24 protein-coding genes are annotated in these 26,178 nt (G+C 33.8%); 12 read left to right on the forward strand and 12 right to left on the reverse strand.

Annotated features, from left to right (window positions below; all coding sequences use genetic code 11):
* Nucleotides 1-59: 59 nt before the first annotated feature.
* Nucleotides 60-1,004: a glycosyltransferase family 4 protein gene (locus EYD45_RS00565; RefSeq protein ID WP_165453854.1), complete on the forward strand. Its 945-nt coding sequence runs from the start codon at nt 60-62 to the stop codon at nt 1,002-1,004.
* Here EYD45_RS00565 and EYD45_RS00570 read toward each other — a convergent pair.
* On the reverse strand, nt 996-1,763 hold the full coding sequence (locus tag EYD45_RS00570) for a glycosyltransferase family 2 protein (RefSeq protein ID WP_130962402.1): 768 nt from the start codon (nt 1,761-1,763) through the stop codon (nt 996-998). The two genes, EYD45_RS00565 and EYD45_RS00570, sit on opposite strands and share 9 nt — an antisense overlap.
* Before the next feature lie 43 nt (nt 1,764-1,806).
* Here EYD45_RS00570 and EYD45_RS00575 point away from each other — a divergent pair, with 43 nt between their 5' ends.
* Nucleotides 1,807-2,625 carry a glycosyltransferase family 2 protein gene (locus EYD45_RS00575; RefSeq protein ID WP_130962403.1) on the forward strand — a complete coding sequence of 273 codons (819 nt, stop codon included), beginning with the start codon at nt 1,807-1,809 and terminating at the stop codon, nt 2,623-2,625.
* Here the strand turns inward: EYD45_RS00575 and EYD45_RS00580 are convergent.
* Complete coding sequence (locus EYD45_RS00580) at nt 2,618-3,679, reverse strand: glycosyltransferase family 9 protein (RefSeq protein ID WP_130962404.1); 1,062 nt, start codon at nt 3,677-3,679, stop codon at nt 2,618-2,620. The genes EYD45_RS00575 and EYD45_RS00580 overlap by 8 nt on opposite strands.
* Nucleotides 3,680-3,767: 88 nt before the next feature.
* Nucleotides 3,768-4,583, reverse strand: coding sequence for a 2,3,4,5-tetrahydropyridine-2,6-dicarboxylate N-succinyltransferase (locus EYD45_RS00585; protein WP_130962405.1), 816 nt, complete (start codon nt 4,581-4,583; stop codon nt 3,768-3,770).
* A gap of 325 nt (nt 4,584-4,908) precedes the next feature.
* Here EYD45_RS00585 and EYD45_RS00590 point away from each other — a divergent pair, with 325 nt between their 5' ends.
* The 6 genes from EYD45_RS00590 (at nt 4,909) to EYD45_RS00615 (ending at nt 8,544) form a co-directional block, all read left to right on the forward strand.
* The gene (locus tag EYD45_RS00590) at nt 4,909-5,172 is read left to right on the forward strand and encodes a hypothetical protein (protein WP_130962406.1); all 264 of its coding nucleotides are present in this window, start codon (nt 4,909-4,911) and stop codon (nt 5,170-5,172) included.
* Between the two features lie 107 nt (nt 5,173-5,279).
* Nucleotides 5,280-5,690 carry a Holliday junction resolvase RuvX gene (gene ruvX / locus EYD45_RS00595; RefSeq protein WP_130962407.1) on the forward strand — a complete coding sequence of 137 codons (411 nt, stop codon included), beginning with the start codon at nt 5,280-5,282 and terminating at the stop codon, nt 5,688-5,690.
* 69 nt (nt 5,691-5,759) lie between these two features.
* Nucleotides 5,760-6,350 (forward strand): peptide deformylase, encoded by a 591-nt coding sequence (gene def, locus EYD45_RS00600; protein ID WP_130962408.1) that lies wholly within the window; start codon nt 5,760-5,762, stop codon nt 6,348-6,350.
* A 58-nt stretch (nt 6,351-6,408) separates the two neighbouring features.
* Complete coding sequence (locus EYD45_RS00605) at nt 6,409-6,831, forward strand: DUF5606 family protein (RefSeq protein ID WP_130962409.1); 423 nt, start codon at nt 6,409-6,411, stop codon at nt 6,829-6,831.
* A 91-nt stretch (nt 6,832-6,922) separates the two neighbouring features.
* Nucleotides 6,923-7,594 (forward strand): Crp/Fnr family transcriptional regulator, encoded by a 672-nt coding sequence (locus tag EYD45_RS00610; protein ID WP_130962410.1) that lies wholly within the window; start codon nt 6,923-6,925, stop codon nt 7,592-7,594.
* A 74-nt stretch (nt 7,595-7,668) separates the two neighbouring features.
* Nucleotides 7,669-8,544: an anti-sigma factor gene (locus tag EYD45_RS00615; RefSeq protein ID WP_130962411.1), complete on the forward strand. Its 876-nt coding sequence runs from the start codon at nt 7,669-7,671 to the stop codon at nt 8,542-8,544.
* A gap of 81 nt (nt 8,545-8,625) precedes the next feature.
* On the opposite strand, the gene EYD45_RS00620 is transcribed toward EYD45_RS00615, so the two are convergent.
* The 8 genes from EYD45_RS00620 to EYD45_RS00655 all read right to left on the reverse strand — a co-directional run bounded on the left by EYD45_RS00620 (nt 8,626) and on the right by EYD45_RS00655 (nt 19,178).
* Complete coding sequence (locus EYD45_RS00620) at nt 8,626-10,584, reverse strand: DUF349 domain-containing protein (protein ID WP_130962412.1); 1,959 nt, start codon at nt 10,582-10,584, stop codon at nt 8,626-8,628.
* A gap of 98 nt (nt 10,585-10,682) precedes the next feature.
* Nucleotides 10,683-11,426 carry a shikimate dehydrogenase family protein gene (locus EYD45_RS00625; protein ID WP_130962413.1) on the reverse strand — a complete coding sequence of 248 codons (744 nt, stop codon included), beginning with the start codon at nt 11,424-11,426 and terminating at the stop codon, nt 10,683-10,685.
* Nucleotides 11,419-12,435 (reverse strand): DUF368 domain-containing protein, encoded by a 1,017-nt coding sequence (locus EYD45_RS00630; protein ID WP_130962414.1) that lies wholly within the window; start codon nt 12,433-12,435, stop codon nt 11,419-11,421. The genes EYD45_RS00625 and EYD45_RS00630 overlap by 8 nt, the downstream gene beginning before the upstream one ends.
* Nucleotides 12,435-13,355 carry a DUF368 domain-containing protein gene (locus EYD45_RS00635; protein ID WP_130962415.1) on the reverse strand — a complete coding sequence of 307 codons (921 nt, stop codon included), beginning with the start codon at nt 13,353-13,355 and terminating at the stop codon, nt 12,435-12,437. The genes EYD45_RS00630 and EYD45_RS00635 overlap by 1 nt, the downstream gene beginning before the upstream one ends.
* 44 nt (nt 13,356-13,399) lie before the next feature.
* A complete protein-coding gene (locus EYD45_RS00640; protein WP_130962416.1) occupies nt 13,400-14,788 on the reverse strand; it encodes a tetratricopeptide repeat protein in 1,389 nt (462 codons plus the stop codon).
* Between the two features lie 160 nt (nt 14,789-14,948).
* On the reverse strand, nt 14,949-16,133 hold the full coding sequence (locus EYD45_RS00645; protein WP_130962884.1) for an aspartate aminotransferase family protein: 1,185 nt from the start codon (nt 16,131-16,133) through the stop codon (nt 14,949-14,951).
* Between the two features lies 1 nt (nt 16,134).
* Entirely contained in the window at nt 16,135-17,868 is a 1,734-nt protein-coding gene (locus EYD45_RS00650) for an OstA-like protein (protein ID WP_233702477.1), read from the reverse strand.
* Between the two features lie 287 nt (nt 17,869-18,155).
* Nucleotides 18,156-19,178, reverse strand: a complete 1,023-nt coding sequence (locus tag EYD45_RS00655; protein WP_130962417.1) for a glutamine synthetase beta-grasp domain-containing protein — start codon at nt 19,176-19,178, stop codon at nt 18,156-18,158.
* A gap of 270 nt (nt 19,179-19,448) precedes the next feature.
* Here EYD45_RS00655 and EYD45_RS00660 point away from each other — a divergent pair, with 270 nt between their 5' ends.
* The 4 genes from EYD45_RS00660 (at nt 19,449) to EYD45_RS00675 (ending at nt 24,413) form a co-directional block, all read left to right on the forward strand.
* A complete protein-coding gene (locus EYD45_RS00660) occupies nt 19,449-21,635 on the forward strand; it encodes a glutamine synthetase III family protein (RefSeq protein WP_130962418.1) in 2,187 nt (728 codons plus the stop codon).
* 55 nt (nt 21,636-21,690) lie between these two features.
* The gene (locus EYD45_RS00665; RefSeq protein WP_130962419.1) at nt 21,691-23,346 is read left to right on the forward strand and encodes a sensor histidine kinase; all 1,656 of its coding nucleotides are present in this window, start codon (nt 21,691-21,693) and stop codon (nt 23,344-23,346) included.
* A complete protein-coding gene (locus EYD45_RS00670) occupies nt 23,343-23,975 on the forward strand; it encodes a response regulator (protein WP_130962420.1) in 633 nt (210 codons plus the stop codon). The genes EYD45_RS00665 and EYD45_RS00670 overlap by 4 nt, the downstream gene beginning before the upstream one ends.
* 114 nt (nt 23,976-24,089) lie before the next feature.
* The gene (locus tag EYD45_RS00675) at nt 24,090-24,413 is read left to right on the forward strand and encodes a hypothetical protein (protein WP_130962421.1); all 324 of its coding nucleotides are present in this window, start codon (nt 24,090-24,092) and stop codon (nt 24,411-24,413) included.
* A 448-nt stretch (nt 24,414-24,861) separates the two neighbouring features.
* On the opposite strand, the gene EYD45_RS00680 is transcribed toward EYD45_RS00675, so the two are convergent.
* On the reverse strand, nt 24,862-26,160 hold the full coding sequence (locus EYD45_RS00680; RefSeq protein ID WP_207303278.1) for a hypothetical protein: 1,299 nt from the start codon (nt 26,158-26,160) through the stop codon (nt 24,862-24,864).
* Nucleotides 26,161-26,178 lie beyond the last annotated feature (18 nt).

Below are 26,178 nucleotides of genomic sequence, written 5' to 3' on the forward strand. Positions count from 1 at the left end.
CGGTAATGGGAGAACAACTTTATTTTGCGATTGTCCACAAGTGGAAATATTTGATAGCTATGTTTAAGTCAAAATTCCACAGCACTTCGGACGGAATGGATAAAGTAGTTTATGTAGCACGGGAGAAGGATAAAGACTGGATTTTTGGAGCTAAGGTTAGGCGACTTTCAAGATATTCTTCACTAAATGCTGTAACGCATTATCATAATAAACTAAGAGATTTGCCAAATGCAGATGGCTATTTTTACATTTATCAAAACTATTTTTGTCGTTGTATTAGGAGCACGCCTAGTATCCTTAAGAAACGAAATGTAGTGATGTTTACCCATCCTAATTGGTCAAAAAAATACTCAAAAACACATGTAGTTTGGTGTTTAAACAAAGCCGATATTATTATTTGTTTAAATTCTGATGTTAAGGCATATTTAATCACGTGCGGTGTAAAAGCAGAGCTGCTTGAAGTATTGCACATTGGTACGTCTTCAAAACTATTTTATTCACATGAAAGAGGAAACGGTGATATTGGATTTTGCTCAAACTTTGGGGAAAGAAAGAATCCCGATTTGATATTTGATATTATTAAAAATATGCCCAAAAGAACTTTCCATATGATAGGCAGAAATTGGGAAGATTATAATAGGTACGATGAGCTGAAAGACCTACCAAATTTTGTGTATCATAATAATGTGGCTTATGAAAGCTATCCCGATTTATACAATAAATTAGATGTGTTTGTTTCTCCCTCTTTATTAGAAGGCGGGCCAGTGCCTATTTTAGAAGCAATGATGTCCAATTGTGTGCCAGTTGCATCAAAAACGGGATTTGCGCCTGATTTAATTAAACATGGTAAAAACGGCTATTTGTTTGATTTGGATGCTACGTACGAAGATGTAGTACCTTTAATTGAAAAGGCCTTTAATATTACAGAAGATATTCGTCAATATGTAATACCATACACATGGGAGAATTGCTCCAAAACTATTGACGGTTATTTTTTAAGATGATTCTTTTCTTCTCTGTAGCTCCCAGAGTTTTGTGTATTTCAAGAAAGTAATATTTGCGGTTTGTGCACAAATCACCAATCCATTTATGCCATCCAGAATGCCAAGGCGTAAAAAATAAGCTTTAAAAAATGCCCAAGTAGGGTTAAAGGTCATTTTAAAATAGTTTGATTTTTTTCCTTTATCAAAATATGCTTTTGCCGCAATTGTTGAGAAATATTCTGTTTTATTATTAAATTCAGAGTAGTTCTGGTAAGTCCAGTGCAATATATCACCTTTTAAAAATCCTGCTTTAACATTTTTATTTAATAAACGCACATTATCGTGTGGGTTTATTCCTTGCCATTCGCCTTTTCTTCTATCAAAAACCCTTAGTTTTTTATTAGGATACCAATCGGAATATTTTATCCATTGTCCACAAAAATTATTGAACCTGTTGCAGTAATAGCCATCAAGTTCCCAATTCGATTTTATTGAAATGATAGATTTTTGAAGTGCTTCAGAAAGTGCTTCATCTCCATCTAAAGACACAACATAATCGTAAGATGCTTTAGAAAGCGCAAAATTCTTCTGTTCAATATATCCTAAAAATTTTTGCTCAATGAACCTGACATGAAATTTTTCGCAAATCGCTTTGGTTTTATCTGTCGAAAACGAATCTATAACAACAATCTCATCTACTACATTCACTAAAGATTGCAGGCATCTCTCAATATTTCGTTCTTCATTGAATGTAATTATAACGCCAGATAGTTTAATCATTATTGCCCTTAAAATTTTGATAAAAATAGTTATTTTTGAAGCAATGAGCGCAATTGATATTTCAGTAATTATAAGTACCTATAATATGCCCGAGTGGCTGGAAAAAGTATTATGGAGTTACCAGTTTCAAACCTATAAAAATTTTGAAGTAGTAATTGCCGATGACGGTTCTACCGATGATACCAAATCATTAATCACAAATATCGCGTCTAAAGTAGATTATCCCATAAATCATGTATGGCATCCTGATAACGGATTTCAAAAAACCATCATTTTAAATAAAGCTACAGTAGCTGCTAAAGGAGATTATTTAGTGTATACGGATGGTGATTGTATCGCCAGAAATGACTTTTTGGAGGTTCATTTTAATAAAAGACAGAAAGGTTATTTTTTATCAGGAGGGTATTTTAAGTTACCTATGAGTATTAGCGAAATGATAACTAAAGAGGATATTGAGCAACAAACCTGTTTTGATATCCAGTGGTTAAAAAAGAATGGACTTAAATCTTCTTTTAAAAATAATAAAATTACTTCCAGTGGCATAAAAGAAGCCATGCTTAATAATTTTACACCAACAACTGCAACATGGAATGGGCATAATGCTTCAGGCTGGAAAAAAGACATTATTGAGGCCAATGGATATGACGAGCGAATGCAATATGGAGGAGAGGATAGAGAGCTTGGAGAAAGATTATTTAATGCAGGTATAAAAGCAAAACAAATTAGATATTCTGCAATTTGTTTGCATCTTGACCATGAGAGAGGTTATGTTAAACCAGAAATGATTGCAAAAAACAAACAGATTAGAGCTGAAACAAAAAAGAAAAAAATAAAACGAACAGAATACGGTATTACTAAATAGAACTTAAAAATGCTTTTAGTTTAGGTTTAATCAATTCCGGAGTAAATGCAACGTATAATTTTTGGTGTTGTTTTTTAATCTGTTTTGGGCTTGTGTCTGTAAATAGTTCTGGTTTCACGTCTTTTAAATGAATAGAATCATTTCTTGTTCCATCTTCAAAGATGTTCCATGCTTCTTTTAAAATCCATGGTGAAAAAATTGAAAAAGTGGGTTTATCAATAGCCTTTGCCATATTTATAGCACCGCCTTCATTTCCTATGAGAGCATTACAATGACTGGTTAAAGCTATAAATTCCCTAAGATTTTTTCCGAAAACATGTAAATGAATATGCTTTTTGGTCTCGGGTTTACAAAAGCTTATTATTTTTTTTACATCTTCAATTTGATTAGGAATATAATTAAATAACAGTGCTCCTTTCGTTTCAGCCACTATAAAATCAATCAATTCTGCCATATATTGCAGTGGATATGTTTTTGTTTTATCACTCCCTAAAATACTTATCATAAATAATGGTGATGACAAATTAATCTTGAACTCCAAAAGCATCTTTTTTGCCGTCTCTATCTCATCCTTTTTTAGATGTATTTTTGGCTGTGGATACTTTAAGATTTCTTTTATGCCCAAAGGTTGTAAAAGTTTAATCCTATTCTCTATAGCTAGACCAGCATTTGAAACAGGAACTTTACTTTCCTTAAACGTATGTGTGTATAAAAATGAGGTATACCATTTGTGCTTAGAGATTTTAGTTTTCGCACCACTAAATAGCGTTATCAAGTTACTAGAAAAGGTAGAGTATACATCTATTACAACATTGTAATTTTCCTTTTGTATATTCTTTAGAAAGGAAAAAAACAATGCACTACTTTTTTCTATATTAGGTGTGATGATTTGAAAATTATCAATATCAGGATGGTTTTCTACAACAGGAAGTGTGTGCGAGTTAATTAAATAGTGCAACGTGGCATTAGGAAAAGACTCGCGCAATAAAGAAAAAAGAATACTACTGGTGAGTACATCCCCAATCATTTTTTGTTGTATAACCAAAATCTTCATACCGCCGATGAAATTACAAATAAAAAATTCCAAATTCCATTTTTAACTTTTGGAATTTGGAATTTAGTTTGCTTTTCAAATTTATAGCTTATACCGCCACATCATGCTCTCTTAGAGCATCGTTTAGCGATGTTTTTTTATTGGTACTCTCCTTACGTTTCCCAATAATCAGGGCACATGGTACATTATAACTACCAGACGGGAATTCTTTACTATAACTACCAGGAATTACTACTGAACGCGCAGGTACAACACCTCTATATTCTTTTGGCTCGTCTCCTGTAACATCAATAATTTTTGTACTCATGGTTAAAACTACACCTGCGCCTAAAACAGCTTCAGTTTCTACTCTTACACCTTCAACTACTATACAACGCGATCCAATAAAAGCATTATCTTCAATAATGACAGGAGCAGCTTGTAATGGCTCAAGTACACCGCCAATACCCACACCTCCAGATAAATGCACATTTTTACCAATTTGCGCACAACTACCTACAGTAGCCCAGGTATCTACCATAGTACCTTCATCAACATAGGCTCCAATATTTACATAACTTGGCATTAAGATAGTGCCAGCGGAAATATAAGCACCATGTCTTGCAACAGCATTAGGTACAACACGAATGCCTCTTTCGGCAAAATTTTTCTTTAAGGGGATTTTATCATGATACTCAAAAATACCAGCTTCTAAGGTTTCCATTTTTTGAATAGGAAAATATAAAACAACAGCTTTTTTTACCCATTCGTTTACCTGCCACCCACCTTCGATAGGCTCTGCTACTCTTAATTCCCCCTTATCTAAAAGAGAGACTACATTTCTAATAGCATCAGTTGTTTTGTTTTCCTTTAAAAGCTCTCGGTTATCCCAAGCATTTTCTATAGTTTGTTGTAATTCTGTCATTAGTATCAATATTTTGGGCAAATATACTATCTAATGCCTAAAACGGATGTATTTTCATCCTTTAATTATTTTGAAAAATTAACCACAATTTTTGAATATTTTTTAGTGTTTCATCGCGCTTTTTCCCTTTGAACAATTATTTTTTGCAGATGAAATGCATTTTTCATGTATTTCATCGTCAAAAAAAGCATTTCCACTATTCATCGATAGAACTCCTCCGATTTTCTAATAATCGAAAATTCAGTGAGGTACAACTAATTTATTGTAGCTGAGCGTTGGTATGGGTATATATTTGAATCGTTGAAATAAAACAAACCCTCAAATCATGAAAACAAATTTTTATATCTTATTTATCTTATTAGTTTCTTTCTCAGCGTTAAGTGCTCAGAATGATGTTAAGACTGATAAAGTAGACACCGAGATTACTGTTTCTGAAGCTAACGAAGCTACAGTAATTATTGATACTGTAAAAATTAAAGAAACGATCGCAAAGAGTAGTAGCGATATTAGAATTTTCTTAAATAGAGAAAGAAAAGTTGATAACATCAAATTAGTATTTCCTAAAATCAACAAAAGAAAATTATCTTAAAAAACGATTAAGTATTCAAATTTAATAATAAGGTTAAACACGAAGAAGGCTGTCTGAAAAGGCAGTCTTTTTTATTTTAAAGAATTACTTTTGCATAAAAGTAGAGCATGGGCAGAATTTTAGCGATTGATTATGGAAAAGTAAGGACAGGAATTGCTGTTACCGATGAGTTACAGATAATTGCTTCAGGTTTAACTACTGTATCCACTAAGGATGTTATTGTTTTTTTGAAAGATTATCTACTAAATGAAAATGTTGAATTGTTTTTGGTAGGAGAACCAAAACAACTTGATAATACACCTTCTGAAAGTGAGGCACTTATTTTGCCTTTTTTAGAAAAACTTGAAAAAACCTTTCCAAAAATTCCTATTAAAAGAGTAGATGAACGTTTTACATCAAAAATGGCTTTTCAAACCATGATTGATAGCGGACTTAAAAAGAACCAAAGAAAAAATAAAGCTCTGGTTGATGAAATTAGTGCTACTTTAATTCTTCAAAGTTATTTATACTCCAAATAGATTTTTTGCTCGATAGACTATTTTACGATGTAAGTGTCGTATTTTTGCGAAAATAATTTAATCCTGACAATGATTTTACCAATTGTAGCTTATGGCGACCCTGTTTTAAAGAAAAAGGGAACAGAAATATCTAAAGATTATCCAAATTTAAACGAACTATTGGATAATATGTTTGAAACCATGTATAACGCTTTGGGAGTAGGGCTGGCAGCACCGCAAATAGGACTGCCTATTCGTTTGTTTTTGGTTGATACTTCGCCTTTTGCTGAAGATGAAGATCTGCCAGAAGAAGAGAGAACCACCCTTAAGGATTTTAAGCGTGTGTTTATAAATGCCACTATTTTAGAGGAAAAAGGAGATGATTGGGCGTTTAATGAAGGGTGTTTAAGTATTCCAGATGTTCGAGAAGACGTATTTAGGCAACCTAAAATTACTATCGAGTATTATGATGAGAATTTTAAAAAGCATACCGAAACATTTGATGGATTAATAGCTCGTGTAATCCAACACGAATACGATCATATTGAAGGTGTTTTATTCACCGATAAGTTATCCAGTTTTAAAAAGAGATTGATAAAAGGCAAGCTTTCCAATATATCAAAAGGGAAGATAAATGTGGACTACAAAATGCGTTTTCCCAATCAAAAAAAGAAGCGATAATTTTTGCATTGGATTTTAAAAATATGATATTTGCGCCTCTCTAAAAACAAAATTATTTATGGGCTTAGAAAAAGTTTTGGCCATTTCGGGGAAACCCGGACTTTATAAATTAGTAACACAAACCCGAGGTGGTTTTGTGGCAGAATCTTTAATAGATGGTAAACGATTATCTATCGGTTTACAAAATAACGTAAGTGTATTAAGTGAAATAGCAATATATACCCTTACTGAAGAAGTACCATTGTATAAGGTACTAGGTAAAATTAGAGAAAAGGAAAACAGCCAGCCATCTAGCGTTAGACCAAAAGATGGTAAAGACAAACTTGAAGAATACTTTTTTGATGTCTTGCCTGATTATGACGAGGACAGAGTTTATGCCAGCGATATAAAAAAGGTAATACAATGGTATAATTTGTTGCAGAAACACGATATGTTAAACTTGCTTGATGAAGAAGACACATCAAGCGATGAAGAAGAATAAAATTTTGACCTCCAAAACTGGAGGTTTTTTTATGACTTAACTGTAAGTAACGATGCCTGTTTGCGACCTTTTAAGAACAAAAGCGTAAACAATGAAGTCCCTTTGGTTTTTTGAAGATACTAATCTTTTCAAAATTTTATGTCCACATAAATTTAAGGCCTATAAAGTCAATCATGATTTTGATTCCTACAAAAAACAAGATTATATCTACTTTGAGGAAGATTCAGCCACTAAAGTTTACTTGATTGAAAAAGGAAAAGTTAAGCTAGGATATTATAACGAAGATGGGGAAGAAGTGGTAAAAGCTATATTGACTCGAGGTGAGTTGTTTGGTGAAACGGCAATTCTTGGAGAATCTAAGCGCGAAGAATTCGCAATGTCTATTGACAATACCACAAGTATTTGCCCCATTGGTGTCGAAACCATGCATAACCTCATGCGTGATAACCAAACCTTCAGTTTCAAGGTTTATAAATTCATAGGGTTTAAGCTTAAAAAATTAGAGCGCAGACTTCAACTACTTTTGTTCAAAGACACGAAAACACGACTCTTGGAATTTTTGCATGAGCTATGTACGGATTATGGATATGATTGTGAAAAAACAGGAGATAAAATCATTCATCATCCATACACACAAAAAGATATTGCTTCATTAATTGGCACTTCTAGGCCTACACTAAACATTCTTTTGAACGAACTTAAAGAGGAGAATGTTATTGAATTTTCAAGAAAAGAGATAAGAATCTATAAAAAAACGGCTTAATGTTAGCTGGCTAACATTTTATCATATCCCGGTACTATAATTTTGATTTAAATAACAAATAAAAAATTATAGCGATGATTAAAAAAATGATTTTAGCCTTATTGGCAATAGGATGTTTTACTACCTCTTGTAGTAATGACGATGACAATACCGGACCTTCTACTTCAAATCTTACATTAAATTTACAAGGCTTAGAAGCTTTGGGTGATGATTATGTTTATGAAGGTTGGATAATCGTTAATGGCGCTCCAGTTTCAACAGGTACGTTTTCTGATGTATCTTCTGCACAGGTTTTTTTAGTAGATTCAGATCAACTAAATAATGCTACTAGATTTGTGCTTTCTATCGAGCCAGCAGTAGATCCAGATCCTGCACCAGCAGATACAAAAGTCTTGGTTGGTGATTTCTCAGGAAGTAGCGCTACATTAAATTCAGATGGAATAGTGGCCGATTTTTCATCAGCTTCAGGAACTTATATTTTAGCAACTCCGACAGATATGGATGATACCAATGAAGCCAGTGGTGTATGGTTTTTAGATAATTCAAGCGGAAGTCCTGCTACTGGATTAAATTTACCTACACTTTCTGCAGGATGGCAATATGAAGGATGGGTGGTTTTTGACGGTACTCCGGTTTCCACAGGAACATTTATAGATCCAGCAATGGCTGACAATAACGCCGCTACATCTCCTTACAAAGGGACCGCTGGAAATGGTCCAGGATATCCAGGTGAGGATTATTTGATAGGTTCTGCAGCTGGAGTAACATTTCCTACTGATTTAAAAGGAAGAACGGTTGTGATTTCTGTTGAGCCATGGCCAGATAACAGTTCTGCACCATTTGCTTTAAAACCATTAGCCCATATGGTGCCAAATAATGCTGCAGATCATTCTGCAATTACTATGGGAACAGGGCCGGTAGTGAGTGTTTCGGGTACTGCTACGCGATAAATGAAAAGGGAAATAATTAATTAAAAAAGGCATGATTTTAAAATCATGCCTTTTGTTTTTATTATACAAAAGTATTTTAATTTAATACATCTTCTTAATTTTTTTCAATTTAGTTTTCCAAAGTTCTAGCTCTTTTTTGTGTTTATTTATATTGGTATTTACATCTTTTACTACTGGATTGTCGTCATCAACATTTGTAAAAAACTGTAAATTATTCTCTAATTGATTGATTTGACTTTTTACTTCATCAATTTTCTTTCTAATAAATGAGCGCTCATTATCTAAACTCCTATTATCATCATCATTATTATGTAATGTTTCAAGTTTTGTTTCAAACTTTATAATTTCAGCTTCATTTTTATCTATCTTAAGCTTAGAAAACAACTCGTCCACCGCTTTGTTAAATTTACCTTCAATAAAGCGCTTGTCATTTGGTACTCTACCAATACTTTTCCAAGTATTTACATGTTCTTTAATTGTTGCTAAATCTTTGTCTTTATCCTTTGATAACTCTAAGCTTTTAATGGTATCAAGAAGTTCTTGTTTTTTATTGAAGGCTTCAATAAATACCTTATTAGCTTCGTTTCTCTTAGAATGTATTCTGTCAAAATAATAATTGCAAGCAGCTTTAAATTGCTTCCAGATTTTGTCACTGTCTTTTCTGGGCACATGCCCAATTTTTTTCCAATCGCTCTGAATTTTTTTCATCAAAGGGGTAGTGGCATCAAAATCTTCACTGTCTTTGTTGTCCTCTGCAATTTTAACAAGTTCCCTCTTCTTTTGTAGGTTGGCGTACTGTTCTTTTTTAAGTTCTTTATAAAAGGCATTCTTTTTTCTATTAAAACTTCTAACGGCCTCTTTAAACTTAGCCCAAGTAGCTTCATTTACTTTAATTGGTACTTTCCCAGCGTTGAAGAACTCCTCTCTTAAGGTTTCTATTTCTCTTATTTTCTTTTGCCAGCCTCCGTGAGAGTTTGTGGGTTCTTCAGCAATTGTAGTAATCGCAGAAATGATTTCCTCCTTTCTCTCAAGGTTCTTTTCGTAAATTTTATCTTTTTCTTTGAAGAAAAGCTGCTTTTTCTCGTTAATAACCTTGGTAGCCGCCTTAAATCGCTCCCAAATCTCTTCGCGGTGTTCCTTTCCTACTGGTCCTAGCTCTTCTTTCCACATTTTGTGCAACTCTTGTAGCTCCCTAAAAGCACGCATGGGGTCATCATAAGTGGCCAGTTCCTCAGCACGCTCTATAATTTTTAGTTTCTTTTCTAAATTATGCTTAAAATCTAAGTCACGTAAATCCCTATTTAAGTGTAAAAAATCATAAAATATTTCAACATGGTGATGGTAACTATTCCAAGCATTATTGTATTTATCCCTCGGAATAGGCCCCGTATTTCTCCAACGTTCCTGTAATTCCTTAAAGTGTTTATACGTTGTATTGATATTTTCTTCAACGTTTATAAGCCCTTTTAACTCCTCAATGATTTCTAGCTTTTTTTGAAGATTTCCTTTAAGGTTCTGCTCAATATTTTTGTAGTGTTCATTTAGTTTATTGCGATAGTCTCTGTAAGCTGATTTGAAACGTTTTTGAACTGGACTAGAGTAGTAGAAGTCTATTTCATTTCCGCCGTCATTTAAAAAATCGGCTTTTTTCTCGTCAATAAGTGCATTAAATTTTGAATTAAATTCATGCTTTATGGCATCAACATGACGTTTTATAGCCTGAACCTTTTCCCTTTTTAAAAGCTTTTCTAATTCGATGGCAAGTGCTTCCAAGGACATCTTATCATACTCCTTGAATTCTATAGTATGACGCTCTTTGTTGCCTTCATCTTCGGCATCCTCTGCATTGGACTCTTCAATTTCGTCAATGCCGTTTTCTTCCGTTTCTTTTGATGCTTCTTCCGGAGTGTTTTCAGCTATTTTGTTTTCAACATCATTATCACTGGAATCTGTGTGCTCTTCATTACTTTTAACAGCTTCGGTAACTTCAGCATTCTCTTTTTTTCCATCTGCTTCTTGCAGGTTATCTGGCTCAGACATTTTTAATAAATGTTTAGGGTTCGTACTCTTTTTGTTTAAAGATACTAACAACTAAAGTATTTACAAAAAAAGGAAAGCTGTTTTAATCTGTTAAATGCTTATTTATTAAGGTTCCAGATGGACCACGCTTTTTCAGCTTGTAGTTTAAGCATATTGAGTCCGTTGATGACAGTGGCACCTTTTTGTTTGCCCAAACGTAAAAAAGTTGTTTCTTCAGGATTATAGATTAAATCGAATAAAATATGCTTTTTTGTAATGGCTTCATAAGGAATCTTTGGGCAGTTTTCTATATCGGGAAATGTGCCCACAGGGGAACAGTTTATTATGATTTGATATTTAGAAATAATCCCATCATCCAGATCATGGTATGTGAATTTTACATTGTTTTTGGTCGTTCTTGATACATAATGACATGTAATGCCTCTTTCCCGCAAAGTGTAAACCACAGCTTTACTTGCACCTCCAGTTCCAAGGATTAAAGCTTTTTTATGATATTTTTTCAAAAAAGGTTTAAGCGAGTTAATAAAACCATAGCAATCAGTGTTATACCCAACTAGCTTTCCTTTTTTCGTAACCTTTATGGTGTTTACGGCACCAATAGCTTTTGCTTTTTTATTTAATTTGTCCAAATAAGGGATAACTGCTTCTTTATAGGGAATAGTTACATTTAGACCTTTTAAGCCCTCGGTATTATTTATAATTTCAGGAAACGACGAGATGCTTTCAATGTCAAAATTCTCATAGCTTACACCAGTTATATTTTCTTTTTCGAATTTATTTTTAAAATAGTTTCTAGAAAATGAATATGAGATATTTTTACCTAAAAGACCTAATTTATGCATGCTTTTTCTGTTTTTGACCATAGATTTCGAGAGCAACTACAATCACCAAACCCAAAAGTATAAAACCAATGGCATAATAGGTTTCTGCAGACAGTTCTGGCAAGTAGCGTTTATAATTTTCTACAATTTTTTCTCCTCTTGAATCTAGCATGAATTCGCCATTTTCCAAATGTTTATAAATGGTTCTTTTCCATGGCCAAACCACACCCAAAGAACCGATAATGAAACCTATAATTGATGCTGTGGTAATACTTTTATAATGTTCTAAAATATAGCTTAATACATGAGAAAAGGTAACAAGACCAGTAACTGAGCCTAATGTAAAAACCGCTAAAACCTTTAACATCCTGATACGAAATTCATTATAAATAAAATCGAAATTCCCACTGAAAACATCTGATATTGTATCGTAAAGTGCATTCACTGAATCAACTAAAAGAAGCACATAGTTTCCCAATAAAATCAAAATAAACGATCCAGAAAAACCAGGAAGTGTCATTCCCGAAACACTGATGATACCACAAAAGAACACAAAAAACAAATTATCGTTTTCTTTAGCTGGATTTAAAAAACTTATGCCCAAACCTATCGCTATGCCTAAGCACAGAGATAAAACGGTTTTATTGTTCCAGTCATTAAAATCTTTGTTGATGTAATATATAGAGCCTATAATCATTCCGAAAAATACGCTCCATACGAAGAGTTCGTAATGTAAAATAAGATAGTCCAGAATTTTTGAAACACTAAAATAACTTATAATCATCCCTAGGAAAAGCAATCCTAGAAATCGGCCATTGATATAATTGAAGAAACTCTTAAACCTTCCATTAATTAAAAGTTTAAACGCTTTTCCATTTACTTTTTTTAGAGAATAGATAAACTCTTGATAAAACCCAGCAACAAATGCAACCACACCACCAGAAACTCCAGGTACTTTGTTAGCAGCGCCCATACCTAGTCCTTTTAATACTAGAAAAAGTTTATCATTAAAAGTTCTGGTACTATTCATTATTGTTTTTTACTGCCAACTTTTTCAAGAATAAAAATAGTTAAAAAACCTAAAATCATTAAAATTATAGCTATTGCTAATTGATTGTTTCCATTATAATTTAAAGGAGATACACTTTTTTGCAAAAGCGGTAGTTCTATGCCCTTTGAATTGGTGTACCAAGATAGTGTTTCTTTCCATGGCCATACTTTATTAAGCGAACCCAAAATAAAACCGGTTAGTAAAGCCAGAGTTATGTTATGGTAGTTTTTAAATAACCATTTTAAAACGTGGCTAAAACTTAATAAGCCGAAAATAGCTCCAAGTGCAAATAGCACTATTTTTTTGATGTCAATGTCATGGATGGCATCGCTTAAAGTTTTATAAGCCCCTAAAATAATTAATATGAAAGAACCTGATATCCCTGGTAATATCATAGCACAAATGGCTATAGCTCCAGCAACAAACAAAAAATACGGATTATCGCTATTTTCCATTGAAGGTATGGTAGAAATATAATAAGCTATAATTGTACCTAAAACAAAAGCTACTATTGTTGCCAAATTCCACTTAGTAATTTGTTTGCCAACAAAATAGATACTAGCAATAATAAGACCGAAAAAGAATGACCAAATGAGTATAGGATGATGCTCTAGTAGATATTTGGCTAGCCTCATAAATGATACAAAACTTACGACTATACCTGTAAGAAGCGCAACTATGAAGTTTCCATTTAAATCCTTCCAAAATTGTTTAATTCCATTTTTAAATAGGGTTTTAAACAATGCAAGATTAATGTTACTTATCGTAGATATAAGTTCTTCGTAAATACCAGAAATAAATGCGATTGTTCCACCTGAAACACCTGGAACCGCATCAGCTGCTCCCATTGCTACACCTTTTAAGGAAATAATTAGATAATCAGATAATCGTCGTTGCATGCCTTGATTTTTTGAAAAACCAAAGGTAGATAATTTGAAGTAATTTACGACTTGGAATTAATTAATGAGGTTACTTGTTCATTTGCAAGAAGCTTAGGAAATAATTCATCTATAATAAAACTGAATTCCTCGTTATTTTTCAAGCCATTTTTTATATAATAAACACCTTTATCTCTTTCTTGGATAGTAAAAAACAAACCACCTAAACGATACTGTATTTCAGCATTATCGGGATAAAACTCTAGTGCTTGCTCAAAATTAAAGATAGCGGCTTGCGGCTCTCCTAGTTTCAATAATAAATCGCCTCTGGTAATCCATGTGTCCAACTCAAAATTGCCCAATTCAAGCGCTTTTTTGTAACCACGTTCAGCTTCTTCAAAGAAATTTAAACTTTGATTTATTTGAGCATATAGCTTCCAATAATTTACATTTTCAGCATCTATATTAATGGCTTTATTAATATAATATAAAGCTTTTTGTAAGTTTTTCTTTTTCTTATAAAATTTGGTAATTGCTATCCAGCCTTTATCCAATAAAGGGTCTTCGTGCACCGTTTTATAATAATATTGAAGTGCCAAATCGCTGTTTCCTAATTTTTCGTAGCAACCTCCAATTCGTAGCAATGCAAAAGAAGTTGGATCATCTAATTCAAGAGTTATTTGATAGCTTTCAATAGCCTCAACGAATTCCCCTTGTTTTTCTAAAACTTTTCCACGTTCTAAATAAGCGCCAACAAAGGTGTCATCTGAAATTATAGCAAAATCAAAAGCGGCAAGTGCCTTTTTGTATTTTTTTATAGATACATATTGTTTTCCTAATTGGAGCCATGCTACTTCGCAGTACGGATTCTTGTCTAAAAAGATATTTAAGTAATCAATAGCTTCTTGGTGCTGTTCTAAATAATCAAAACAATAAATAACATTATATAAAGCAGAATAATCATCAATATCTTGCTCTAGGCATTTCATAAAGTATGTTTTAGCATCATCAAACGCGTCTAAGAACAAATACTCCATTCCAATAAGCGAATATATGTCTACCACATCTTCGGTTAAATCAAGTGCATGTTTAAGTACTGCGATAGCCTTTTTATGGTTGTCTTGTTTCGAAAGAATATTAGCCTTCTGAATAAAGATTTCTTCATTATGTGGCTCTAATCGGTAAAGCTCATTTAACAGACTGTCGGCAGCATCAAGATTATTTTCAAATACGTGAATCTCTACATTAAAAAGTTTGAGATTAATGGAGGAGGGGTGCTGTTCCAAACCAAGTTTTATCGCTTTTTTTGCTAAAGCTATCTTTCCTTGGTTGAGGTAGTAATGAATGATGTTTTCAAATTCTTCAGAATCAAAAAACAAAACATGGTTTGTTTTTAACATCGATTCAAACTTAGTAAGAGGCAAATTGTTGTTGTCGCTTTGACTAAACTCCATAAACACGTTTGAGTGTACTGTTCAACTGAGATAAAAATAACGTTCTCGTATAGGAGTTTTAAAAGCTTGTTGTAAATGTTTTTAACAAAGTAATGAACAAGTTTCTTTGATTTTAAAAGGGCATAGGTTTGAATATCTAAAAATCAGATGTTTAAAAGTTTTATTGTTCCGTTATTTTATCTAAAAGAGAACAAATAATACTACATCCTTTTATGATTTCTTCCTCTGAAATGGTAAGTGGCGGGGTAATTCTAACGGCTTTTGGCTCAAATAATAACCAAAAAAGTATCAATCCATGGCTTTGACTTTCTAAAACCAAAGTGTTTGCTATTTCAGCAGAGGGTAGTATCACTGCCAACATTAATCCCTTGCCTCTAATCTCTTTAATTAGTTGATGTTTAAGCAGTTTACGAAACAATTTTTCCTTTTCTAATGTTTGAGATATTAGACGGGTTTCAGTAATTTCTTTTAAAGTCGCTAATGCAGATGCGGCAATTAATGGATGCCCTCCAAAAGTAGTAATGTGTCCTAATTTTGGGTTATCCATAAGTAAATCCATGTGTTTTGATGAAGCCGTGAAAGCTCCAATGGGCAAACCACCGCCAAGACCTTTACCTGTTACCAAAATGTCAGGAATACAGTCGTAATGTTCAAACCCAAAGAGTTTTCCTGTTCTACCTATGCCAGGTTGAATCTCATCTAGAATTAGAAGTGTTCCCGTACTATTGCAATTTTCGCGAACCTTTTTAAGATAGTTGTTTGTAGGTTCAATAAAACCTGCACCACCTTGTATAGTCTCAAGGATAACCCCAGCGGTTTTAGATGTAATACATTCTAAATCTTCTTCCTTATTAAATGTAATGAAACGTACATCAGGCATTAATGGCCTAAACGCTTTTTTACGTTCTTCATATCCCATGACGCTTAAAGCTCCTATGGTATTGCCATGATACGCGTGTTTAGCAGCAATAATCTCGCTTCGTCCTGTTGCTCTTTTTACGAGCTTTATAGCGCCTTCTATAGCTTCGGTACCCGAATTGGTTAGATAGGTTTTTTCTAATGGTTTGGGTAAATGTTGCGCTAAAAGTTTTGTAAGTTCTACTGCTGGTTTTTGTATATATTCCCCGTACACCATTACATGCAGGTACTTATCCAATTGTTTTTTTATGGCGTCTTTTATTTTGGGATGATTATGTCCTAAAGGACAAGCTGACACTCCCGCAACAAAATCTAAATAGGCTTTTTGGTTAGTGTCATATATGTAGCAACCCTCTGCATGCGAAATTTCCATGGACAGCGGGTGTGGTGTGGTTTGCGCTTGGTATTTAAAGAAGTCTTGTTCCAAATCAACTTCTTTTTTTATCATTTTGGGGCTTTTTTTTCTTTTCTTTTAACCCTTTGTAGTTCAATTTAGTATCAGCATTTTTAAGGGCTTCCTCATCAAAAAAGTCTTCTTCTGCAATGTAGTCATCCAAACCTTTAATTATTGGTAATTCCAAAGGCGGATCGTCTTTAAATAAATCTTCAACACTTTTGGGGCGTTCTTCCTCACGCCAATCAAAGCCTTTTAGTATTTTTTCATTTTTGGGAAATTGAGATTCTGGATAAATGTTACCGTCAATTTGGTTTATCTTACGTACTTCCTCAATTTCATTGTTGTTGATTAGTATATTGATTAAGCCAGACTTTGATTTATCAATACCTACCAATTCTCCATTTTCATTTCTGAAGTAATAGATTGACTGGGCATTTTTAATGATATCCACATGATACAATTGGTTATCATCGTTGAACAATCCCACTAATTTTTTACCATTTATTTGATTGAAACCGTCTCCTAAAGTGTCCTTACTGATTAAAAATGCATGATTAAAAACAATCAACGAGTCCATTTTATCTCTCTCCGTATCAGATTGTAGATGGATGGTGTCACCAGTCATTTGATTACCTAAATTCCATAGTATAGGTTTTCTAGCTGTTGAGAATGCGGTATTGGCACCAGGAGCATTTATATTTATTAGTTGAGTAAGCCCACTTTCGTGATTCACATGAATAGAATCGGCTTTTCCACTCATATCAGATTTATATAGTTTTACATTTCTGAAAATTCGAGTAATGCGCTTTTCTGGCTTGCCTGTAACCATAAGAGTATCACCATGAATGTAAATCGAATCTTGATCCTGAACGGTTATGGCATAGGCGCGTTTTGTTATGAATATAGAATCTTTTTCAGGCGATTTGAACACTTCGGCATAGTGGCCTTTTACAACACTATTATTTAAGGTATCTGTAATTTTTATATTGTTTGTCGCCGAAGAAAAATTTATATTTTGATCAAAATATAAACTGTCGCCAACGACTTCTTTTGCATCATAATCTATTTTAGCGTTTTTTAAGGCATAACCGGTTTTTGCCTTAGTGTCGTAAAATCCTTTTTCGCAATACGTCACACTTTCTTCGGTGGTTATGGTTGAAGGGCCAAATAAATAGGCATGACCAGTATCTGAATAAAAATCAAAATAGTCAGTTACAATTTCAGCTTCAGGATTTGTAAGTACGACATCTTCAACAAAACGATATTTTTTATCCTGCATGTAATAACGCCCTATTTTACTAGTAATGGTTCCAGAGGAATCTTTTACAACCGTACCGTGACTTCTGTAAAAAGCCTGCTGGCGTTCTCTGTCAAAGTAAAGTGTATCTGTTGTGATTGTAGAACTAGGGTCGGTTAAAACCACGTCTCCACTGGCAAATGCTAGTTGCGTAGCACCATTATATTCTACATACTTAGACACCATATTTATAGTGTCTCCCTGAATCATTTTTACATTACCATAGGCTTCGATAAAGTTTTCGTTGCCATAATAGTATGCTTTATCACACCACATGTCTGTACCGCTATGAAAAATATGAACTTGCTCTGAGTCGTCCCTAGTTAATATTCTTGCTCCAGGATATTGGTCTTCATCATAGGTTAAAAATCCAGAATATTTAATTTCTATTTTTTGCTGCGCATTGATGTTATTTGTTGCGATAGAACAAAATAGCAATACTAAGAATATACTAAAGAAAGCCTTCAAGATAATATGGGTTTGTGGCAAAAATAACGATTAAAATGATGTTTCTATTATTAAAATTGGCATAAGTTTAACAGGTAAAGAAGTGCCATAGGGCAGGTAAGTGCATTTGCAGAATGGTGCATTAGGGATTGTAATGGTAGCTTTTGGCGAGGCGTGCATCGAGCCAAAACTATTAGTGGAAAGCCCGACCCGCAGGGTAACCTGCCTACCGGCAGGCAGGCGCCATAAAACAAAAAACGCTTCAAGTGATTGAAGCGTTTTTTAAGATTTAACTAATTTATTAAGAATTAAATTTTAGCAGATTTAACTGTTTTAATAATTCTTCCTGCAATTTTGTATGGATCACCGTTTGAAGCTGGTCTTCTATCTTCTAACCAACCTTTCCAACCGCTTTCTACAGTTGCAACAGGGATACGGATGGAAGCGCCTCTATCTGAAACACCGTAAGAGAAATCAGTAATTGCAGCAGTTTCGTGCTCACCGGTTAAACGTTGATCATTAAACTCTCCATAAACTTCAATATGCTCTTTTACCACTGGGCGGAAAGCTTCACAAATAGCTTCGTAAGTTTCTTTTTTACCAGCTGTTCTCAATGTTGTGTTTGAGAAGTTTGCGTGCATACCAGAACCATTCCAGTCCATATCTTTTCCTAATGGTTTTGGATGGTAATCGATATAGTAACCATACTTTTCAGTTAAACGGTCTAATAAATATCTAGCAATCCAAATTTCGTCACCAGCTTTTTTGGCGCCTTTTGCAAACAATTGGAATTCCCACTGTCCACAAGCAACTTCTTGGTTGATACCTTCAAAGTTTAGTCCCGCTTCAATACATAAATCTGCATGCTCTTCAACTAAATCTCTACCATGCGTGTTTTTTCCACCTACAGAACAGTAATACATACCTTGAGGTGCAGGATAACCACCTACTGGGAATCCTAGAGGCAATTGAGTTGCAGTATCCATGATGAAATACTCTTGCTCAAAACCAAACCAGAAATCGTTATCATCATCATCAATTGTAGCTCTACCATTAGATTCGTGTGGAGTTCCATCTGCATTCAAAACTTCGGTCATTACTAAATAACCGTTAATTCTGTCTGGGTCTGGATAGATAGCTACTGGCTTCAAAATACAGTCTGAAGAACCACCTTCAGCTTGTCTCGTTGAAGATCCGTCAAAAGACCAGTTTCCTATCTCTTCTAATGTACCTTTAAAGTTTTCGTGCTCCTCTACCTTGGTTTTGCTTCTCAAATTTTGAGTTGGCTTGTAACCATCTAACCAAAGGTATTCTAATTTAATTTTAGCCATAATTATTGATTTATTGATGTATATTTTTATTAATTTGAACAAATATAATTTTTTATTGAGTTACTTTAAATTATTAGGGGTGGTTTTCATAAAAGCTAATGTTATTTTTATTTATACCCCATTTTTTTAAGGTTTATTTTAAAAAAACTATAGTTTTTTATATAAATATTGAAATATTGATAACCGTAAAAAAGTGCGTTTGTATTTATTTGTTCCTTCTAATCAATTATTTTTGTATTTTAATTTTTACAAACTAAACAGACTTTAATAATGGCCATTTTACGATTTCATGCACTTAAAGAATCTATAAGCTATAAACCCATAATTTTTGTTGAAGAAGGTAAGCGATCTGAGTTATTTGGAGCTAATGTTTTTAATGAAGACAAAATGCGTCAATATTTAACGAGGGATGCTTTTAACGGCGTAATTAGTGCCATAGAAGACGGAAAAAAAATAAGTAGAAATGTAGCAGACCAGGTAGCCTCTTCTATGAAAGATTGGGCGTTATCAAAAGGAGTAACACATTACACCCATTGGTTTCAGCCATTAACAGGGACAACTGCAGAAAAGCACGATGCTTTTTTTGAAACTTTAGAAAATGGAGGTGCCATTGAAAAATTTGGGGGCAGTCAATTAGTGCAGCAAGAACCTGATGCCTCTAGTTTTCCTAGTGGTGGTATCCGTAATACGTTTGAAGCAAGAGGGTATACCGCTTGGGATCCATCATCACCTGCTTTTATTTATGAAACCACACTTTGTATACCCACTATTTTTGTAGCCTACACTGGAGAAGCTTTAGATTATAAAACGCCGTTGTTGCGTGCACTTCACGCCGTAGATGATGCGGCCACTGAGGTATGTAAGTATTTTGATAAAAATGTAAAGAAGGTGACATGTTCAATGGGTTGGGAGCAAGAGTATTTTTTGGTTGATAAAAATCTTGCAGCGTGCCGACCAGATATTACTCAAACTGGCAGAACTTTACTAGGGCATTCTTCAGCTAAGGGACAGCAATTGGATGACCATTATTTTGGATCTATTCCCAATAGGGCATTAAACTTTATGCGCGATTTAGAAAATCAATGTATGCTTTTAGGGATACCGGCCAAAACAAGACATAACGAAGTAGCTCCAAATCAATTTGAAATTGCACCAATTCATGAAGAAGCGAATTTGGCAGTAGACCACAATTCCTTACTAATGGATGTTATGGGGCGTGTTGCGTCTCGCCATAATTTTAAAGTACTATTACACGAAAAACCCTTTGCCAATATCAATGGTTCGGGTAAGCATAATAATTGGTCGCTGTCAACTGATACTGGCGTTAATTTGTTGAAACCAGGAAAAACTCCTATGGGCAACCTTCAGTTTTTAACCTTTTTTATCAATACCATAAAAGCGGTGTATGAAAATGAAGAATTGCTAAGAGCATCAATCGCCTCTGCAAGTAACGATCATAGGTTGGGGGCAAATGAAGCACCGCCTGCAATTATATCAGTATTTATTGGAGAGCAATTAACAAAGGTTTTACAGGAGTTGGAAGGTGTAACAAAAGGGAAATTATCACCTCAAGAAAAAACCGATTTAAAACTAAATGTTGTTGGTAAAATTCCTGATGTATTACTGGATAATACTGATAGAAACAGAACGTCTCCGTTCGCTTTTACAGGAAATAAATTTGAGTTTAGGGCGGTTGGTTCGATGGAAAATTGTGGTAACCCTATGATGGTTTTAAACACTATTGTAGCTAAACAGCTAAAGGAATTTAAAGAAGAGGCAGACGCTTTGATAGATAAAAAGAACTTTAAAAAGGACGAGGCAGTTTTTAATGTTTTGAGAGAGCACATCAAGGCTTCCCGGGATATTTTGTTTGAAGGTAATGGCTACGGCGAAGCATGGGAAAAAGAAGCTAAAAAGAGAGGGTTGAGTAATAATAAAACCACACCTGAAGCTTTAAAGGTAAAGCTACACAAAAGCACCGTAAGCCTATTTGAAGAAATGGGAGTAATGAGTAAAATTGAAGCCGAAGCGCGTTATGAAGTGGAAATCGAAGCTTACATCAATCATATCCAAATTGAGAGTAGGGTACTTGGGGATATTGCAAGAAATCATATAGTGCCAACCGCTGTAAAGTACCAAAACATTTTGATAGACAATGTTAAGGGCCTAAAAGAGATTTTTGATAAGGATTATGACAATTTAGCCAAGGAGCAAATGAATCTTATCAAAGCTATTTCTGGTCATATAGATGGTATCAATAAGAATGTTACCAATATGATTAATGCCCGTAAAAAGGCAAATATATTGGAGGATGCAACTAAAAAAGCTGAAGCCTATTGTGATAATGTAAAACCGTTTTTAACCGAAATACGCTACCATTGTGACAAGCTCGAATTACTGGTTGATGACGAACTTTGGCCACTAACAAAATATAGGGAATTGCTCTTTACGCGCTAGAATTAATAGAAGTATTACTAGTGGCAATCTAAGTCAAATCTTATCCTGATTCTTAATGAACATCAAAACATTAATACTAATTCTGATTAATAGCTTAATTGCCTTAGTTGTTGCAGTATTGTCTTTTTCATTCTACAATCAGTTTTCAAAAGTTTTAAATGATCGTATTTTACTTCAGCTAAACTCTATTAAGACACTCAAGCAAATTCAGCTTCAAAATTTAATAAAGTCTGAATGGAATAAGTTTCTAACCTCTGAAATAGATGATAAAGATTTTGATAAGACGTCATTTATATCCTTAGATAGCATCCAGAATATCGAAGGCGTTTATGATTTTACTTCATATCACATCAACAAAGAAACATCAATAGGTTTTGTGTCGAATACTAAGGAAGGCTCCATAATTAAGATTTTAGAATACGATAAAATCAAAAAGATTTTATTAGAACGTACTGGAATGGGTAAGAGTGGGGAATCCTACATTGTGGGTGAAGATTTTAGGATGCGTTCTCAATCTCGCTTTTTTCCGGACAAAACACCTTATACTATATTGGTGAAAACAGAGGGTGTAATTAATGCGCTAAATGGAGCAGATGGCAGGGGGGCTTTTGAGGATTATCGTGGTATAGATGTATATAGCGTATATAGTATTATCAATATTTCTAACCTTAAACTAGTTATTCTTTCTGAGATTGATGTAAGTGAGGTTGTGGAGCCCTTAGGAGAATTAAGATCAAGGCTTATTATATTAACATTGGTTATTCTATTGGTTGCCGTTGTACTCTCCCTATTTCTTACAAAAATAATTACCGATCCCATACGCAACATGCAGCAAAGTTTAAAGGTTATGGCAGATGGGGATTATAACCAGAGCAACGAGTTTACAAAAAACTCTAATGAAATTAAGGAAATGTTTGATGCTTTGGCTAATTTGAAAGCATCATTACAGGGAGCGGTAAAATTTTCCAATGCGCTTGGGAATATGAATTTAAATACCGATTATCAGCCCAATAGTTCCAATGACCTGTTGGGAAAAAGTCTGATTGCCATGAGAGATAAGCTAATAGAGTTTCGAAACAATGAAGAAAACAACAGAATACAGGCAAAACGAATGTTAGTGGATGGGCTTGAAAATGAAAGACGACGCTTATCAAGAGAGCTTCATGACGGTATTGGTCCATACTTAACGTCTTTGAAACATTATATAGAGAATAGGGTTGAAAATGAGGATAAGAAAACAGAGATGAAACGAATAGTTGACGATACTATTTCTGAAATAAGGCTAATGTCTAATGCGCTGATGCCGTCCTCAATAGATGATTTTGGTATAGGCGATACACTAACAAATTTTGTTGAAAGTTTAAAAAAATCAACAACAGTTAATATAGAATACGAAGATTTAACTAAACATGATGAAACAAAAATAACAAACCACCAAGGCATTAATCTTTTTAGAATAAGTCAAGAATTGATTAATAATTCATTGAAACATTCTCAAGCACAAAATATTAGAATCACGCTTTCAGAGTTTGATGATTTTATATCTCTTTTTTACTTCGATGATGGTATCGGTTTTGATATCGATACCGTAAAATTGGGTTCTGGAATTATTAATGTAAGAGAACGTGTAGAGATTTGCAATGGTAAAATTGAAATTAATTCTAAACCAAAGAATACAACCTTCGAAATAGAACTACCCGTAGAATTATGAGCGAGATTAAATTAGTAATAGCAGACGATCATGAGCTTTTCCGAAGTGGATTAGCTGAATTACTTGGGAAGCATGACGATATAAAAATAGTAAAAAGTGTAGCAGATGGCAAAGAGTTTTTAGATTTTATAGCTAGTGATGCGGCAGTGGATATAGTGCTTTTAGATATTACTATGCCTAATATGGATGGATTTCAAGTCTTGAAAAAGATGAAGGCTTTAAATTCAGACATCAAGCCTATTGTGATATCTATGCACAGTGATGGTAACTATATTGCTAAATGTGCTAAAAGTGGTGCTTATGGTTACTTGTTAAAAAATACAGATGAAGATGAATTAACTTTGGCCATAAGAAGGGTAAAAAAAGGGAAAAAATATTTCAGTGCTGAGATTTCAGAGAAAATGATAAATTTCATGTCAACCCAAAATGTTAGTGCAAATCTTTTATCAAATAAGGAGACCGAAGTTTTGGGGTTAATATCAGAGGGGTTAACTACCAAAGAAATAGCAGCTAAACTATTTGTGAGTACTAGAACTATAGAAACTCATAGAGCCAACATCTTAAAAAAACTAGAAGTAAAAAACACTGCAGAACTCATAAAGAAAGCTGCTAAAATCAACTTGATTTAACATCATATAATCTTCAATATCCGTATAAATACGGATACAGATTCGGTACATTCTTATAGCTCGAAATGCCTGTATTGGTGCGTAATTTTGTCATGAACCATAAAATAATTAATCATGAAAAAAATTGCATTAATTTTAGGAAGTTTATTTATATCTCTCGGAGCATTTGCACAAGAAGATAAAATTGTTAAAAGAAGTGATTTAAAAGGGCCTGCTTACAAAAACTACAAACCTTGGAAGCACAAAACCATACCTACGGTTGTTTACACCGTTGAGAGAGCCGAAAAGGTTACAGGACCCGCTTATAAAAATTATAAACCTTGGAGAGACGACTCAAAAAAGGAGTTGGCTGTAGTTGAAATAGGCAAAAGTGAAAGACAAAAATTAAAAGGACCAGCATACAAAAATTATAAGCCCTGGAAAAAAAAGGCTAAATAGTTATGGTTCGATAGGCAGCATGTACCATGAGATGTAATAGTACGTCAGGTCATGTTGCTTATTCAAACTGGATTAAAAAGCATCTAAAGCTATACGGGGTTTAGATGCTTTTTTATTTGATTTTAAGTTTTGTTGCATATTGGTTAATTAATTGGATATGCTTTTGATCCCTGATGTTTTATTTGAAAATCAGCATGATGTTTAAAATTATGTAGCCTTTATTCAGGACGGGTCATAAGTTCGTTTAACGTATTTGTATAAGATTAGTTGCGTGTTAAAGCACCTAATTTAGCAAATACGAACCGAATAGAAAATCCGCGAGGATTTTCGTAAGTAGGCTGGCACTAGCAATTAATTTTATACGGTGTTAGCAATAGTTTATCTTACTTATTATTCTATAATTTATCAAGAGAATCGATTTATGAAAAGACTATCCTAATAGGTTAGCTTATTCTTTCTTTAAGGTACTTGCAGTATAAGGATTGCTTAATAGTTCTTTAAAAATATCCCAACGTTTTTCAGGATTATTGTAAGAACCACCTAGCATATCAACGTGCTTGGCAACTAAATCTTTTCCTAAATTATAATTAATTACATAACTGCGGTTTGCTTCAATAAAACGCACGCTTTGCTCTGCTTTTTTTGGTGTAAAAAGACTATATTTTTCAATTTGCTTTATGGCATTCTCACGTGAGAGATCTCCATTAAGGTAGGCTCTTGCTGTCTCATTTCTTGCATAATTTAATTTACTCATTACATCTTGTACTGCGTAAAATATTTCGGCTTTACTTGTATCTATTCTAGCAAGTGGGAACAGATATTCCTTTTCGAAATCTATCCTTTTATCACCAGGGAAAACAACATCAATGCCATAATTCGCACTGCCTTCTGAAATAAGTGAGAATGGCGAAAATAAAGGATAGACTGAATATTCCATCCAACCTTTTGTATTTACTAGATTTTGCTCTGTAAGCATCATATAAATATGGTGCCCAGGATAACCTTCATGACTGCCTAAATCTATAGCTCTGCTTATATAAATAGGAAAATCAGTATTTATTTGTATCAGACTTTGAGCATTACCTTGATAATAATTATAGCCACCCCAAACCTTATCAGTTACATATTCCAGAACAAAATTTTCGTTTTCTGGTAATTCAAAATAGTGTTTTGTAATTTTTCTAGATTCGTTTATAGCAACTCTAAAAACCGTATCGAGCTTATCTTTTGGAATAATAAATTCAGCCATAAAATTATTGTATCTGGTAGGCAAATCTCCATCGCCAGGTAGAAGACTATCTAATTCACCTAATAGTTCATCGAAATGAGATAACGAGAAATGTGGAGGTACTGCGTCAAAAAGTAATTTAGCCTCTTCATCAAATGGAAATGTCTTACCACCTATCATTTCGGTTTTCGTTCTAACAGCAATTAGTTGTTTTTTAAGCATGTTAATGCGGGCAATTTCCAAATTTGGGTTATCTGAAACAAGTAATTCATCACATTGACTTATCAATGTATTGGCACGTTGTACAAAACTATCTAGAGGTAATGTTTCAGATTTTGGTTCTATTGGTTTCCATTCTTCTGGACCAAAATAAGCATCAACAAAGGCATTATCATATTGTCCAATTTCTAAAACCAATTTTACATAGTCTTCAGCAATGATTTCAATTGATGGAGGATTTGAACTTGACTTACATGAAGTTATAATTAACACAAGAATAATAACAAGATATTTTTTCATAATTAAGTTTGGATTAGA

The sequence above is a fragment of the Hyunsoonleella flava genome, assembly GCF_004310325.1.
GTDB classification, from domain to species: Bacteria; Bacteroidota; Bacteroidia; order Flavobacteriales; family Flavobacteriaceae; genus Jejuia; species Jejuia flava.

Coding starts and splice junctions, on each gene's coding strand:
- EYD45_RS00630 (WP_130962414.1), bottom strand. CDS start 12,435: ATGAATAGTACCAGAACTTTTAATGATAAACTTTTTCTAGTATTAAAA.
- EYD45_RS00570 (WP_130962402.1), bottom strand. CDS start 1,763: ATGATTAAACTATCTGGCGTTATAATTACATTCAATGAAGAACGAAAT.
- EYD45_RS00575 (WP_130962403.1), top strand. CDS start 1,807: ATGAGCGCAATTGATATTTCAGTAATTATAAGTACCTATAATATGCCC.
- EYD45_RS00580 (WP_130962404.1), bottom strand. CDS start 3,679: ATGAAGATTTTGGTTATACAACAAAAAATGATTGGGGATGTACTCACC.
- EYD45_RS00655 (WP_130962417.1), bottom strand. CDS start 19,178: ATGGCTAAAATTAAATTAGAATACCTTTGGTTAGATGGTTACAAGCCA.
- EYD45_RS00565 (WP_165453854.1), top strand. CDS start 60: ATGTTTAAGTCAAAATTCCACAGCACTTCGGACGGAATGGATAAAGTA.
- EYD45_RS00675 (WP_130962421.1), top strand. CDS start 24,090: ATGAAAAAAATTGCATTAATTTTAGGAAGTTTATTTATATCTCTCGGA.
- EYD45_RS00605 (WP_130962409.1), top strand. CDS start 6,409: ATGGGCTTAGAAAAAGTTTTGGCCATTTCGGGGAAACCCGGACTTTAT.
- EYD45_RS00625 (WP_130962413.1), bottom strand. CDS start 11,426: ATGCATAAATTAGGTCTTTTAGGTAAAAATATCTCATATTCATTTTCT.
- EYD45_RS00640 (WP_130962416.1), bottom strand. CDS start 14,788: ATGGAGTTTAGTCAAAGCGACAACAACAATTTGCCTCTTACTAAGTTT.
- EYD45_RS00665 (WP_130962419.1), top strand. CDS start 21,691: ATGAACATCAAAACATTAATACTAATTCTGATTAATAGCTTAATTGCC.
- EYD45_RS00620 (WP_130962412.1), bottom strand. CDS start 10,584: ATGTCTGAGCCAGATAACCTGCAAGAAGCAGATGGAAAAAAAGAGAAT.
- EYD45_RS00670 (WP_130962420.1), top strand. CDS start 23,343: ATGAGCGAGATTAAATTAGTAATAGCAGACGATCATGAGCTTTTCCGA.
- EYD45_RS00680 (WP_207303278.1), bottom strand. CDS start 26,160: ATGAAAAAATATCTTGTTATTATTCTTGTGTTAATTATAACTTCATGT.
- ruvX (WP_130962407.1), top strand. CDS start 5,280: ATGGGCAGAATTTTAGCGATTGATTATGGAAAAGTAAGGACAGGAATT.
- EYD45_RS00610 (WP_130962410.1), top strand. CDS start 6,923: ATGAAGTCCCTTTGGTTTTTTGAAGATACTAATCTTTTCAAAATTTTA.
- EYD45_RS00585 (WP_130962405.1), bottom strand. CDS start 4,583: ATGACAGAATTACAACAAACTATAGAAAATGCTTGGGATAACCGAGAG.
- EYD45_RS00615 (WP_130962411.1), top strand. CDS start 7,669: ATGATTAAAAAAATGATTTTAGCCTTATTGGCAATAGGATGTTTTACT.
- def (WP_130962408.1), top strand. CDS start 5,760: ATGATTTTACCAATTGTAGCTTATGGCGACCCTGTTTTAAAGAAAAAG.
- EYD45_RS00590 (WP_130962406.1), top strand. CDS start 4,909: ATGAAAACAAATTTTTATATCTTATTTATCTTATTAGTTTCTTTCTCA.
- EYD45_RS00635 (WP_130962415.1), bottom strand. CDS start 13,355: ATGCAACGACGATTATCTGATTATCTAATTATTTCCTTAAAAGGTGTA.
- EYD45_RS00660 (WP_130962418.1), top strand. CDS start 19,449: ATGGCCATTTTACGATTTCATGCACTTAAAGAATCTATAAGCTATAAA.